The sequence below is a fragment of the Marinicauda salina genome, from assembly GCF_003122085.1.
GTDB classification, from domain to species: domain Bacteria; phylum Pseudomonadota; class Alphaproteobacteria; order Caulobacterales; family Maricaulaceae; genus Maricicauda_A; species Maricicauda_A salina.
Window position 1 is genome coordinate 316,562 of the sequence record NZ_QEXV01000001.1, and the last position, 12,327, is coordinate 328,888.

Here is a 12,327-nt window from a genome sequence, read left to right on the forward strand (position 1 = left end):
TTCGCAATGGCGCGCCCTAACCGACGATCTCCGCCTTGCCGTCGCCGATCGCGACGTATTGCGCGCCAGTCCCGAACGGCGCGAACAGGGCGCGCTCGACGCCGGTAAGCCAGGCCTGGCCGCCGAGATCGGCGATCGCCTCGGCCAGCCCCTCGCGGCGGGTCTCGTCGAGATGGGCGCAGGCCTCGTCGAGAATGATCACCGGCGCCGCCCCGCGCGCCGTGGCCAGCGCGGCGGCCTGGGCGAGCGCCAGGCCGGTGAGCAACGCCTTCTGCTCGCCCGTCGAGCAATCGGATGCGGCGCGCGCCTTCTCGCGATGGACGGCCGTCAGCTCGGTTCGGTGCGGACCGGTGAGCGCGCGCCCGGCCGCGCCGTCGCGACGCCGGGCGGCTTCGAGATCGCGGCCGAAAGCATCCTCGGCCTCGCCCGCCTTCATGCCCTCGGCGAGCATCGCCTCGACCGCGCCCTCGAGCGCGAGATCGGCCTTGGGGAAACGCGAGGCGGCGCGCGCATCGATCTCGGCCTGCAGGCGGGCGAGCGTCTCGAGGCGGGCGGCGGCCATGGCGACGCCGTTGGCCGCCATCTCGGCCTCCAGCGCGGCGAGCCAGTCGGGATCGGCGCGCTCACCCTCCTCCATCCGGTCGAGGAGACGCTGGCGCTGGCGCTGCGCCTTCTCATACGCCGTCGCCGCGGCGGCGTGGCCGGGCTCGCCGGCGAGCACCAGCCGGTCGAAGAAGCGCAGCCGGTCCGAGCGCGGGCCCGCCCAGAGGCGATCCTCGCGCGGGGTGAGCCAGAGCATGGGGAAGAGGCGGGCGAGCTCGGTCTGGGTCGCCGCCGCCCCCTCGAGCCGCGTGCGCCGGCGGGCGGGATTGTCGGGGTCCGCCCCGGTGGCGAGGCTGACCGGCCCGTCGACCGTCTCGGCCTCGGCGTAGACCGCCCAGATCGTCGCCGGACCGTCCTCGTCGCGGCGCCTCACGGCGTCCGCGCCGGCCCCGCGCAAACCTCGGCCGGGGCCGAGAAAGGAGACCGCCTCGACGAGATTGGTCTTGCCCGCCCCGTTCGGGCCGAACAGGCACACGGGTCGCGGATCGAGCGACAGATCCAGCGCCGCCCAGGAGCGGAAATTGGTGAGCTTGAGACGCGTCACCGCGGCGCGGGCGCGCCCGGGGGCGTCGGCCATCGCCGCCCCGCTCACACCCTCAGCGGCATGAGGACGTATTCGGCGTTCGGGTCGCCGGAATCCGTCACCCGCGTCGGCGAGGCGGAATCGGCGAATTCGAAGATCGCCTCGTCGCCCTCGATCTGGCCGGCGACGTCGAGCAGGTAGCGCGCGTTGAAGCCGATCGAGATCTCCTCGTCGCCATAGTCCGCGCCGAGCTCCTCGCTGGCCGCCCCGCTCTCGGGATTGTTCACCGCCAGGACGAGATTCGAATCCGACACGGTCAGCTTCACCGAGCGCGACTTCTCCTGGGAGATGGTCGCGACCCGGTCGACGGCCTGGGCGAAGGGCGCGCGGTCGACCTTCATGATCTTGTCGTTCTCGCGCGGGATGACGCGTTCATAGTCCGGGAAGGAGCCGTCGATGAGCTTCGAGGTGAGCACGGCGGCGCCGAGCTGGAAGCGGATCTTGCCCTCGGACACGGACACCTCGACGCCGTCGTCGAGATCCTCGAGCAGGCGGCGCAGCTCCTGGATCGGTTTGCGCGGCACGATCACGGCGGGCATCGCCTCGGCGCCGTCGGGCAGGTCGGTCTCGGCGAGCGCCAGGCGATGGCCGTCGGTGGCCACCGCGCGCAGCACCTTGCGGCCGTCGCGCTCGGCGGCGTGGAGGTGGATGCCGTTGAGATAGTAGCGCGTCTCCTCGGTGGAGATCGCGAAGCGGGTCTTGTCGATGAGCCGGGCGAGCTCCTCGGCCGGCGCGGTGAAGGTCACCGCGAGATCCTCCGAGGGCATCACCGGGAAATCGCCGGGGGGAAGCACCGGCAGATTGAACTGCGAGCGCCCGGCCGACAGCGTCATGCGCGGGTCGGCGCCGCCGATCTCGAGCGTGACCTCGGCGCCCTCGGGCAGCTTGCGCGCGATCTCGTAGAGCGTGTGGGCCGGCGCGGTGACCATGCCCTCGCTTTCGACGCGGGCCTCGGTCTCCTCGACGATTTCCATGTCGAGATCGGTCGCGGTGAAGCGCGCGTGCTCGCCGCTGGCGTTGATCAGGACGTTGGAGAGGATCGGGATGGTGTTGCGTCGCTCGACCACGGCCTGGACGTGGCCGAGAGCCTTCAGGAGCACCGCGCGCTCGATGGTGAGCTTCATCGTGTCGCCTCTGCGGACCGGGACGGGGCCGGCGGGTGAATCACCGGCGGTGGGAGCGCACCTTAGACCAAAAGGAACGGCCGCAAGAAGGGGTCTCTTGCGGCCGTTCCGGCTGACTGAGGGGGGTCAGCCGCGCAGGCGGCGTTTGATGGCCTCGACGTCCTCGGCGAGGGTCGGGTCAGAGGGGAGCCGCTCTGCGATCTTGTTGACCGCGTGGATCACCGTCGAGTGGTCGCGCCCGCCGAAGCGCTTGCCGATGTCCGGCAGCGAGCGCGTGGTCAGCGTCTTGGCGAGGTACATCGCGATATGGCGCGGCCGGACGACGGACTGGGTGCGCCGCTTCGACAGCAGATCGTCGGTCGTCAGCGAGAAATACGCCGCCACCGCGCGCTGTATGTCGTCCACGGTGAGCCGGCGCTCCGGCTTGATCGGCAGCTCGGAGAGCGCCTCGGAAACGGTGTCCAGCGTCACCGGCCGGCTCATGTAGGCCGTCCGCACGATGATGTTGTTGAGCACGCCCTCGAGCTCGCGCGCCGAGGTCGTCACGCGCGCGGCCAGGAAATCGCGAACGGTCTCGGGCACCTCCAGCTCGGGGCAATGGACGCGCGCCTGGGCGATCTTGCAGTCGAGAATCTTCCGCCGCAGGTCGAGATCCGGCCCCTGGATCGGGCAGGCGAAGCCGCCGCGCAGCACCGAACGCAGGCGCTCGTCGCACACGCCCAGCTCCTCGGGCGGGCAGTGCGAGGCGAGCACCACCTGCTTGCCCTCGCCGATCAGCGCGGTGAGCGTCTGCAGGAACTCGTCCTCGGTGCGCGCCTTGCCGGCGATGAAGTGCACGTCGTCGACCAGCAGCACGTCGCAGTCGCGGACCTGGTCCTTGAAGGGCTGAACGTCGCGGGCGCGCAGCGCCGACTGGAAGCCGTTCAGGAACTCCTCGGCGGTGAGGTAGAGCGCCTTGCGCCGGGTCTCGCCCAGCTCGACGGCGTGGGCGATGGCGGCCAGCAGGTGGGTCTTTCCGACGCCGTAATCGCCGTGGAAGAAGCCCGGGTTGAACTGCGGCTCGGGCGAGGCGGCGATCAGCTTGGCGGCGGTCGCCGCGGTGCCGTTGGCCGCGCCGACCATGAAGGTGTCGAACGTGAACCGGTTCTGGCGCGTCGCGCTGGCCGGCCGTCCGGCCGCGCGCGCCTGGGGCGAGGCGGGGGCGGGAGCCGGAACCGGGGCCGCCGCCGGAGCGGCCGCCGGGGTCCGGGCCGGCGCGGCGGCGCCTTCAGCGCAGATCACGATGTCGCGCGCGGCGCCCTCGAAGGCCGCCCACAGCGCCCGCAGGCGGGCGCCGAGATTGTCCTCGGCCCACGACCGGCCGAATTCGGTCGGACAGAGCACGCAGACGCGGCCCTGGTCATCCTCGGTGACCCGCAGTCGCGCGATCTCGCCGGCATAGACGAGATCGCCGTATTCCTGGCGCAGCCGGGCGCGAACCTCGCGCCAGATTCGGTACACCGAGGAAGCGTCGTTCATCGCGCCGCCCTGCGTTTCCGGGATGACGGCAGCCGCCGAAGAGTCGAACCCCATGGCCCCAACCTTTTTCGCTCGCCGCGGGTTTTCCCCGCGATCCAAGGTCATTACTTGAGACGCAGTCATCCCGGTCGGAGACCGGCCCTTTTCGGCCTCTCCGTTGCGGAGAAATGATCCGTATGGTGATGACTAACGTCGAGGAACACAGGTTATCCAGCAGGCCGCGCGAATCAACTCCATTAACCTTCAAAAATCGCCGCGCCGTGCTCTTGACAATCGGATTCCTCTGACCGGGCGCGACCTTGGCCTCGGAATTTTTTTTCCCGCTTTCCGGTGTTCTCAAAGCGTTCGATCCGGCGGCGTTCACACGCGCGCGGAGAGCGTCGGCCGGAGCAGAGCAAGACACTGGCCGACAACCGGATTTTGCTCCAGTCAGGACGTCGGATTGAACCACAAAAACGCCCGCGGCGGAAGCCGCGGGCGCATCGGAATCCGCTCCGGACAGGGACGGAGTTTTACTGAGCCGTCATCGCCTTCACGCGGGCGTTCAGACGCGAGACGGTGCGCGCGCCGGTGTTCTTGTGAAGCACCCCGCTGGAGACCGCGCGCATCACCTCCGACTCGGCCTTGCGCATCGCCTCGCGCGCGGCGTCCTTGTCGCCGGCGGCCAGCGCCAGCTCGACCTTCTTCACGAAGGTGCGCATGCGCGAGCGCCGCGCCTTGTTGACGGCGGTCCGGCGCGCGAGCTTGCGCACCATCTTCTTGGCCGACGAGGTGTTCGCCATGGGAACTCCCGGGACGTTTCCGAACTTCATGCGCCGCCGCCTCCACGGGCGCGGCGCGAAACCGTGAGGCGCGGCGTATAGCCCCGCGCGGGGCGGGCGTCAACAGGCCGGCGCCGGCGGCTCAGCGATGCTTGAAATGGGCCGCGCGCTTGTTGGCGAACGCGGCCATGCCCTCCGACTGGTCCTCGGTGGCGAACTGGGACTGGAAGACCCGGCGCTCAAAGCGCACCCCTTCGGTCAGTCCGGTTTCGAACGCCATGTTGACCGCCTCCTTGGTCATCATGGCGATCGGCAGAGACTTCGCCGCGATCGTCTCGGCGGCCTCCATGGCCACGTCCATGAGGTCGTCGGCGGCCACCACGCGGGACACCAGCCCGGCGCGCTCGGCCTCCTCGGCGTCCATCATCCGGCCGGTCAGGCACATGTCCATCGCCTTGGCCTTGCCCACGGCGCGGGGCAGGCGCTGGGTGCCGCCCGAGCCCGGCATGACGCCGAGATTGATCTCGGGCTGGCCGAACTTGGCGGTCTCGGCGGCGATGATGAAGTCGCACATCATCGCGATCTCGCAGCCGCCGCCGAGCGCATAGCCGCCGACGGCGGCGATGATCGGCTTGCGGAAGCGGGCCACCGACTCCCAGGTCGCCTCGAACGGATCGTTCTTGAACAGCGAGATGAAGTCGCGGTCCTGGAGCTCCTTGATGTCGGCGCCGGCGGCGAAGGCCTTGGCCGAGCCGGTGAGCACGACGCAGCCGATCTCGTCATCGGCCTGGAATCCGGCGAGCGCGTCGGCGAGTTCGCCGGTGAGCTCGTCGCACAGCGCGTTGAGCGCGGACGGCCGGTCGAGCGTGATCACGCCGACGCGGCCCTCGGTCTTGGTCTGGATCGTCTTGTAGGCCATCGGGGCCTCCGCTGTTCAGGCGTTCGCGGCGCGAACGCGTCCGACATCCGAAACGGCGGCCTCCATACATGAAGCCCGCGCCGGGGTCGACACCTCCGGCGCGGGCCGCATGCGACGGGCGAATCGGGTGCGCCTCAGCGTCGCGTCACCTCGTGGCCCTCCGCGCGCATGAGGGCGATGACGCCCGCGTCGCCGGGCATGTGCCCGACGCCCACGGCGACGAAGTCGACGCCCTCGCCGTCGAGGATGGCCTCGATCTGCGGGATCCAGTCCTCGTTGCGCTCGACGATCAGGCGCTCGTACAGCCCGCTGCCGGTGTCGCGCAGCGACTCGTTCATGATCCGGTCGATCGTCTCCATGTCGCCGGTCGCCCAGGCGACGGCGAGATCCTCGATCTGGTCGGGATTGTCGACCATGTCGGCGATCGAGAGCTCGAATTCGGCGACCTGGGCCTCGAGCGGCATGTCGGCGAAGAAGCGCAGCTGCTGCTCGATCGTCTCGAAATAGCCGAACTCCTTGCCCGCCTCGACGGCGTCGGCGTGCAGGACCCGCTCAACGCCCGAGTTCGGGTCGTAGCCCAGCGCCTGGATGCCGGCGATGGCGAGCCGGAGGCTGGCGAACCAGGGCCTGAACTGATCGATGTTCGCCATCAGCACGTCGGGCTGCGCGCCGAGCATCTCGGCGAAGGCGGCGAGGTCGGCCTCGGCCTCGTCGTCGATGAGCGAGCTCAGCGTCACGCCGGGCTCGTTGACGCCGAGCTGCGGCACCAGGGCCTGCATCTGCGCCGCGGCGTCTTCGCTGAACACATCGGCCTCGAACCAGATCGTGTCGGCTTCGGAGAACGCCGCGGCGACCTCCTCGCTGCGCCAGCCGAGCTCGGGCGGCAGGATGTGGAAGCTGCCGAAGAGGTAGAGGGTGGAATCCTCGTCCTCGACCACCCAGAGCGCCGGATCGCCCTCGATCGCGGCGTAGTCGGGCCGGTCGGCCGCAGCCGGCTCGGCCTGGGCGAGCGCGCCGGACGCGAGGCCCGCGGTCAGCCCGGCCGCCAGAAGCCCGGCGCGGGCGGCCTGGGCGAAGCGGGTTGCGAAACGGTTCATGCCTGTCTCCTGTCGGTCGGCGGTGATCGGTCGACGGGGCGGTCGCCGCCCTGTGTAAAGTGACGTTGACATCCGCGCCGGGCGCCAGTCAAGCACCCTTTACATTGTTCATCGCTGGCAGGCCGGGCAATAGAAGCTCGACCGCGCCGACTGGACGAGGCGGCGCACGGTTCCGCCGCAGCCGTCGCGCCGGCACGGCTCGCCTTCCCGCCCATAGACGTCGAAGCGGTGCTGGAAATAGCCCATGGCGCCGTCGACGCCGGCGTAATCGCGCAGCGTCGAGCCGCCGGCCTCGATCGCCTCGGCGATGACGGCGCGCACCGCCGCGGCCAGTCGCTCGGCGCGGACGCCGGGGATGGACGCGCAGGACCGGCGCGGGCTGATCCGCGCCCGCCAGAGCGCCTCGCAGACATAGATATTGCCGAGGCCGGCGACGACATGCTGGTCAAGCAAACCGGCCTTGATGGCGGTTTTGCGGCCCTTCAACGCCGCGTCGAGATGCGGGCCGGAAAACGCGTTCGAATCCGGCTCCGGTCCCAGATCCTTCAGGAAGCGCTGATCGGCCTCGGCCTCGGTCTCGAACAGGCTCATGAATCCGAAGCGTCGCGGATCGTTGTAGGTCACGCGCGCGCCGCCCTCCATCTCGAACACGACATGGTCGTGCTTCGGATCGGCGGCCGGGGCGTAGACGAAATCGCCGGGCTGGCGCTCCAGGTCGGCGGCGGCGATCGAGAACCGGCCCGACATGCCCAGGTGCATGAGCAGGGTTTCGCCCGAGCCCAGCCGCGCCAGCAGGTATTTCGCCCGCCTGTCGATGCGCTCGACGCGGGTTCCGGCGAGCCGATCGGCGAAGCGCTCGGGGAAAGGAAAGCGCAGGTCGGCGCGGGCGGCGCGGGCCGCCAGGATGCGCCGGCCCTCCATCGCCGGGATCAGGCCCCGGCGCACCGTCTCGACTTCCGGCAGCTCCGGCATGGTCGTCTCCCCGCGCGTTCGCCAACCGATAGGCGATGCCGCGCCGCGGGGCGAGCCCCGCTGAACAGGCGCGGCGTCCCGACGCGCTTTCCGCAGGCGCGGGGCTGACCTATGGTCCCGGCCATGACCGAGACCGCCGAAAACCCCGACGCCGCCGAGACGACCTCCTTCGGCTTCCGCGAAGTGCCGCGCGCGGAGAAGCAGTCGCTCGTGCGCGGCGTGTTCGACCGCTCGGCGCGGCGCTACGACCTCATGAACGACCTCATGAGCCTCGGCGTGCACCGGGTCTGGAAGGACATCACGATCACGAAGGCCAATCCGCGGCCGGGCGAGACGCTGATCGACGTCGCCGGCGGCACCGGCGATCTCGCCCGCGCCTTTCTCGACCGCGCCGACGAGCGCCGCAAGCGCGCGGGCGGCGACCCGGCGCGCGCCGTCGTCGCCGACATCAATCTCGAAATGCTCGACGCCGGACGCAAGCGCGGCGGGCGCGGCGGGCTCGACTGGATCGGCGCGAACGCCGAACACCTGCCCTTCGCCGACAGGTCGGCGGCCTGCGTGATGATCGGCTTCGGCATCCGCAACGTCACCGACCGCGCCGCGGCGCTGTCCGAGATGCATCGCGTGTTGAAGCCCGGCGGGCGCTTTCTCTGCCTCGAATTTTCGCGTCCGGTCTCGCGCGGGATCTCGCGGTTTTACGACGCGTGGAGCTTCAACGTGATTCCCGAGCTCGGCCGGCTCATCGCGAGGGACCGCGACAGCTATCAGTACCTGGTGGAATCCATCCGCCGCTTCCCTCACCAGCAGGCCTTCGCCCAGGAGATGGAGGCGGCCGGCTTCGCCAACGTGTCGGTGACCAATCTGTCGGGCGGCATCGCCGCGCTGCACGCGGGCTGGCGATTGTAGACCGCCGCCCCTCGCCAAGCCGGGGCGCGGGCCCTAAACCTCCCATCCGTGTTCAAGACGCTCTCCGATATCGCCCGCCTGGCCCGCGCCGCCTGGACGCTGGCGCGCCACGACGCGATCTTTCCCGCCGAGTACCAGGCCGCGCTGCCGGGCCCGGCGCGGTTCATCGGCCGCCTGGCGCGCCTGATCGCGATCCGCGACCGCGCGGCCAATCCCGGCGAGCGGCTGGCCCGCGCGCTCGAGCGGCTCGGCCCGTCCTACGTCAAGTTCGGCCAGGTCCTGGCCACGCGCGCCGACGTCATCGGCGCGGATTTCGCCCGCGGCCTGGCGCGGCTGCAGGACAAGATGGCGCCGTTCTCCGACGCCGAGGCGCGCCGGATTCTCGAGACCGAGCTCGGCCGGCCGGTTGAGGAGTCCTTCGCCGAGCTCGACCCGGCCACGGCGGCGGCCTCGATCGCCCAGGTCCATCGGGCGCGCACCGCCGACGGCCGCGACGTCGCGGTGAAGATCCTGCGCCCGGGGATCGAGGAGCGCATCGCGCGCGACATCTCCGCGCTCAGGCTCGGCGCCCGGCTCGCCGAGGGGCTCTACGGGCCCTCGAAGCGGCTCGAACCGAAGGCCTTCGTCGAGACCGTCGCGCGCTCGCTCACGCTCGAGCTGGATCTGCGGCTCGAGGCGGCCTCGGCCAGCGAGCTGTCGGAGGCCGCCGTGGCGGCCGGCAATCTCTTCATTCCCGAGATCGACTGGTCGCGCACCACGCGCCGCGTGCTCGTCACCGAATGGATCGACGCCGTCCCGCTGACCGACATGGACGCCGTCGCCGCCGCAGGCGTCGACCGGGAGAAGCTCGCCGCCGATCTCACCGACGCCTTCCTCACCACCGCGCTCGAGCGCGGCGTGTTCCACGCCGACATGCATCCCGGCAATCTCTTCGTCGACGAGGGCGGCCGGCTCTGGGCGGTCGATTTCGGCATCATGGGGCGGCTGGAGGCGGCCGAGCGGCGCTATCTCGCCGTCATCCTGCACGGCTTCCTGACCAAGGATTACGACCGCGCCGCGCAGGCCCATTTCGACGCCGGCTACGTGCCCGAGCGGCATTCGCGCGCCGACTTCGCTTCGGCGCTGCGCGCCGTCGCCGAGCCGATCTTCGGCAAGACCGCCGAGGAGGTCGCGATGAGCCGGGTGCTCATGCAGCTCTTCGAGATCACCGACCTGTTCGACATGCATCTCCAGCCCCAGCTCGTGCTGCTGCAGAAGACCATGGTCCAGGTCGAGGGCGTGTGCCGGTCCCTGTCGCCCCGCCACAACATGTGGAAGGCCTCCGCCCCGGCGGTCGAGCGCTTCATGCGCCGCGAACTCGGTCCGGAAGGCTTCGCGCGCGACGCGCTGGAGGATTTCGAGCGCCTGCGCGACGCGATCCGGCGGCTGCCCGAGACGATGGAGCGCTTCGCCGAGGCCGCCGAACGGGGGTCCGCGAAGTCCGCCGCGCCGGCGCCGAGCCGCGGCGGGGCGATGCGCCTCGCCGGTCTCGTCGCGCTGGCCGCCGCCTCCGGCGCCCTCGCCGCGTGGGCGGTGATCGCGGCGGGGCTTTAGGCTAGGCTGCGCGAAAAGCGCCGAGGCGGGTCGAAACCATGGCCGACAAACGCATTCTCCTGATCGTCGGCGGCGGCATCGCCGCCTACAAGTCGCTCGAGCTGATCCGCGAGCTGAAACGCCGCGGGATCGGCGCGCGCTGCCTGCTCACCGAGGCGGGCAAGCAGTTCGTCACGCCGATGAGTCTGGCCGCGCTGTCGGGCGAGAAGGTCCATGACGACCTGTTCTCGCTCACCGACGAGGCCGAGATGGGCCATATCGAGCTGTCGCGCTCGGCCGACCTCGTCGTCGTCTGCCCGGCGACCGCCGACCTGATGGCCAAGCACGCCGCGGGGATGTGCAACGATCTGGCGACCACGGCGCTGCTCGCCACCGACAAGCCGGTCCTGATGGCGCCGGCGATGAATGTGCGCATGTGGGAGCATGCCGCCACCCGGGCCAATCTCGCCACGCTGCGCGAGCGCGGCGTCGTCGTGATGGATCCCGACGAGGGCGAGATGGCCTGCGGCGAGTACGGGCCGGGCCGGCTGCCCGAGCCCGAACGCATCCTCGTCGAGATCGAGCGGATGCTCGCGGCATGACGCAGCCGAAGGCGATCGTCACCGCCGGCCCGACGCTGGAGCCGATCGATCCCGTGCGCTTCCTGTCCAACCGGTCGTCCGGCCGGCAGGGCTACGCCGTCGCCGAAGCACTCGCCCAGCGCGGCTTTGATGTGGTGCTCGTCTCCGGACCCACGGCGCTCGCCGAGCCCGCCGGCGTGACCACCGTGCAGGTGGAGACCGCCCCCGACATGCTCGCCGCCGTCGAGGCCGCGCTGCCCGCCGACGTCTTCATCGGCGTGGCCGCCGTCGCCGACTGGCGGCCCGCCGAGACGCACGAGCGCAAGCTCAAGACCGAGAAGGGCGCCTTGCGCTCGCTGGAACTGGTTGAAAACCCGGACATACTGAAGACGATCGCGAATAAGACGAACGATCGTCCGAAACTGGTGATCGGGTTCGCCGCCGAGACGCACGACCTGGAGGCGCTCGCCCGCGCCAAGCGCGAACGCAAGGGCTGCGACTGGATCGTGGCCAACGACGTCTCCGGCGACGCGATGGGCGGGGCCGACAACGCCGCCCTGCTGATCACCGCCGACGAGACCTTCGCCTGGCCGCGCGCGCCCAAGGCCGAGATCGCCGCGCGGCTCGCCGATGCAGTCGCGGATTTGTTTTCGGGCTCCGCCTCCGGTTAGGCTCGCCCCGCAGCCAGTAAGGGGAAAACGAAATGAAACTCGCAGCCGCCGCCGCCCTGGCGGGCGCGGCCGCCCTGTTCACGGGCGCCGCCCAGGCCCAGTGCTTCGCCATGTTCGACGACGAGTCCGCCGAACCGCAGCCGATCGACGGCTACACCGTCGTCGACGCCAGCGCCGAACCGGGCCTGATGGAGCGCCCGCCCGCGCCGGAAGACGCCGCCGGCATTCTGTGCTCGCGCGACACGATCGTGCCCGACGCCAACGATTTCGAGATCCTCTACCACATGCCGCTCTATATCCGGGCCGGCCAGGGCGAGGAGACCACCGTGCTCGCGCTCGGCTTCTCCGACGGCAACTATGTCGTCCAGCTGCCGCAGGGCGAGATCACCGAGGACGAGCGCGCCGCCATCGTCGCCGCGCTCGAGGGCTTCAACGAAGGCGAGGCCGCCCTCCAGGCCTACATGGCGGAGCAGGAAGCCGAAGAATCCGGCCAGGGCGGCTGACGCCGCCGTCGAAACGGTCTATCTCCCGCCCGGTTCAACCGGCCGGGCGGGAGACGGATCGATGCTCAAGGTGAAGGTTCGCGCGCTAGATCATTTCGACGGTCTGGCGCTGCCGCGTTACCAGACCTCCGGCTCGGCGGGCATGGACCTGCCCGCCGCCGTGCCCGAGGACGACCCCGTCGTGCTCGCCCCGGGCGAATGGCGGCTCATCCCGACCGGGCTCGCCATCGCGCTGCCCGAGGGCTACGAGGCGCAGATCCGACCGCGCTCCGGGCTCGCCGCCCGCCACGGCATTTCCTGCATGAACACGCCCGGCACGATCGACGCCGACTATCGCGGCGAGATCCGGGTCAATCTCGTCAATCACGGCCGCGAACCGTTCACGGTGAAGCGCGGCGAACGCATCGCCCAGATGGTGGTCGCCCCCGTCGTCCAGGCCGCGTGGGAGCCGGTCGACGACCTCGACGAGACCGAGCGCGGCGAAGGCGGGTTCGGCTCGACGGGCGTCGAGTAGGCC

General features: G+C 70.6%; 11 protein-coding genes and 1 pseudogene. 5 read left to right on the forward strand and 7 right to left on the reverse strand.

What is annotated here, in order from left to right; all coding sequences use genetic code 11:
• Nucleotides 1–16: 16 nt before the first annotated feature.
• The 7 genes from recF to mutM all read right to left on the reverse strand — a co-directional run bounded on the left by recF (nt 17) and on the right by mutM (nt 7,577).
• Nucleotides 17–1,180, reverse strand: a complete 1,164-nt coding sequence (gene recF, locus DDZ18_RS01385; protein ID WP_109251563.1) for a DNA replication/repair protein RecF — start codon at nt 1,178–1,180, stop codon at nt 17–19.
• 11 nt (nt 1,181–1,191) lie between these two features.
• Complete coding sequence (dnaN, locus tag DDZ18_RS01390; RefSeq protein WP_109251564.1) at nt 1,192–2,310, reverse strand: DNA polymerase III subunit beta; 1,119 nt, start codon at nt 2,308–2,310, stop codon at nt 1,192–1,194.
• A gap of 126 nt (nt 2,311–2,436) precedes the next feature.
• Nucleotides 2,437–3,828, reverse strand: coding sequence for a chromosomal replication initiator protein DnaA (dnaA, locus tag DDZ18_RS01395; protein ID WP_233245668.1), 1,392 nt, complete (start codon nt 3,826–3,828; stop codon nt 2,437–2,439).
• Nucleotides 3,829–4,340: 512 nt separating this feature from the next.
• Nucleotides 4,341–4,610, reverse strand: a complete 270-nt coding sequence (gene rpsT, locus DDZ18_RS01400) for a 30S ribosomal protein S20 (RefSeq protein ID WP_109251566.1) — start codon at nt 4,608–4,610, stop codon at nt 4,341–4,343.
• Between the two features lie 121 nt (nt 4,611–4,731).
• Complete coding sequence (locus DDZ18_RS01405) at nt 4,732–5,508, reverse strand: enoyl-CoA hydratase (protein ID WP_109251567.1); 777 nt, start codon at nt 5,506–5,508, stop codon at nt 4,732–4,734.
• Nucleotides 5,509–5,642: 134 nt separating this feature from the next.
• Nucleotides 5,643–6,605, reverse strand: a complete 963-nt coding sequence (locus tag DDZ18_RS01410; protein ID WP_158272030.1) for a TraB/GumN family protein — start codon at nt 6,603–6,605, stop codon at nt 5,643–5,645.
• Between the two features lie 108 nt (nt 6,606–6,713).
• Nucleotides 6,714–7,577 carry a bifunctional DNA-formamidopyrimidine glycosylase/DNA-(apurinic or apyrimidinic site) lyase gene (gene mutM / locus DDZ18_RS01415; RefSeq protein ID WP_109251569.1) on the reverse strand — a complete coding sequence of 288 codons (864 nt, stop codon included), beginning with the start codon at nt 7,575–7,577 and terminating at the stop codon, nt 6,714–6,716.
• Between the two features lie 123 nt (nt 7,578–7,700).
• Here mutM and DDZ18_RS01420 point away from each other — a divergent pair, with 123 nt between their 5' ends.
• The 5 genes and pseudogenes from DDZ18_RS01420 to dut all read left to right on the forward strand — a co-directional run bounded on the left by DDZ18_RS01420 (nt 7,701) and on the right by dut (nt 12,324).
• Nucleotides 7,701–8,483, forward strand: coding sequence for a class I SAM-dependent methyltransferase (locus DDZ18_RS01420; protein WP_109252194.1), 783 nt, complete (start codon nt 7,701–7,703; stop codon nt 8,481–8,483).
• A gap of 48 nt (nt 8,484–8,531) precedes the next feature.
• Nucleotides 8,532–10,076, forward strand: coding sequence for a 2-polyprenylphenol 6-hydroxylase (ubiB, locus tag DDZ18_RS01425; protein ID WP_109251570.1), 1,545 nt, complete (start codon nt 8,532–8,534; stop codon nt 10,074–10,076).
• Between the two features lie 38 nt (nt 10,077–10,114).
• A pseudogene (gene coaBC, locus DDZ18_RS14270) lies at nt 10,115–11,307 on the forward strand (bifunctional phosphopantothenoylcysteine decarboxylase/phosphopantothenate--cysteine ligase CoaBC).
• Between the two features lie 32 nt (nt 11,308–11,339).
• Entirely contained in the window at nt 11,340–11,810 is a 471-nt protein-coding gene (locus tag DDZ18_RS01435) for a hypothetical protein (protein ID WP_109251571.1), read from the forward strand.
• 61 nt (nt 11,811–11,871) lie between these two features.
• Nucleotides 11,872–12,324: a dUTP diphosphatase gene (gene dut, locus DDZ18_RS01440; RefSeq protein ID WP_109251572.1), complete on the forward strand. Its 453-nt coding sequence runs from the start codon at nt 11,872–11,874 to the stop codon at nt 12,322–12,324.
• The last annotated feature ends 3 nt before the right edge of the window (nt 12,325–12,327 follow it).

Bases quoted from the DNA above. Each gene is read 5' to 3' on its own strand.
- recF (WP_109251563.1), bottom strand. From the start codon at position 1,180: ATGGCCGACGCCCCCGGGCGCGCCCGCGCCGCGGTGACGCGTCTCAAG.
- dnaN (WP_109251564.1), bottom strand. From the start codon at position 2,310: ATGAAGCTCACCATCGAGCGCGCGGTGCTCCTGAAGGCTCTCGGCCAC.
- dnaA (WP_233245668.1), bottom strand. From the start codon at position 3,828: ATGAACGACGCTTCCTCGGTGTACCGAATCTGGCGCGAGGTTCGCGCC.
- rpsT (WP_109251566.1), bottom strand. From the start codon at position 4,610: ATGGCGAACACCTCGTCGGCCAAGAAGATGGTGCGCAAGCTCGCGCGC.
- DDZ18_RS01405 (WP_109251567.1), bottom strand. From the start codon at position 5,508: ATGGCCTACAAGACGATCCAGACCAAGACCGAGGGCCGCGTCGGCGTG.
- DDZ18_RS01410 (WP_158272030.1), bottom strand. From the start codon at position 6,605: ATGAACCGTTTCGCAACCCGCTTCGCCCAGGCCGCCCGCGCCGGGCTT.
- mutM (WP_109251569.1), bottom strand. From the start codon at position 7,577: ATGCCGGAGCTGCCGGAAGTCGAGACGGTGCGCCGGGGCCTGATCCCG.
- DDZ18_RS01420 (WP_109252194.1), top strand. From the start codon at position 7,701: ATGACCGAGACCGCCGAAAACCCCGACGCCGCCGAGACGACCTCCTTC.
- DDZ18_RS01435 (WP_109251571.1), top strand. From the start codon at position 11,340: ATGAAACTCGCAGCCGCCGCCGCCCTGGCGGGCGCGGCCGCCCTGTTC.
- dut (WP_109251572.1), top strand. From the start codon at position 11,872: ATGCTCAAGGTGAAGGTTCGCGCGCTAGATCATTTCGACGGTCTGGCG.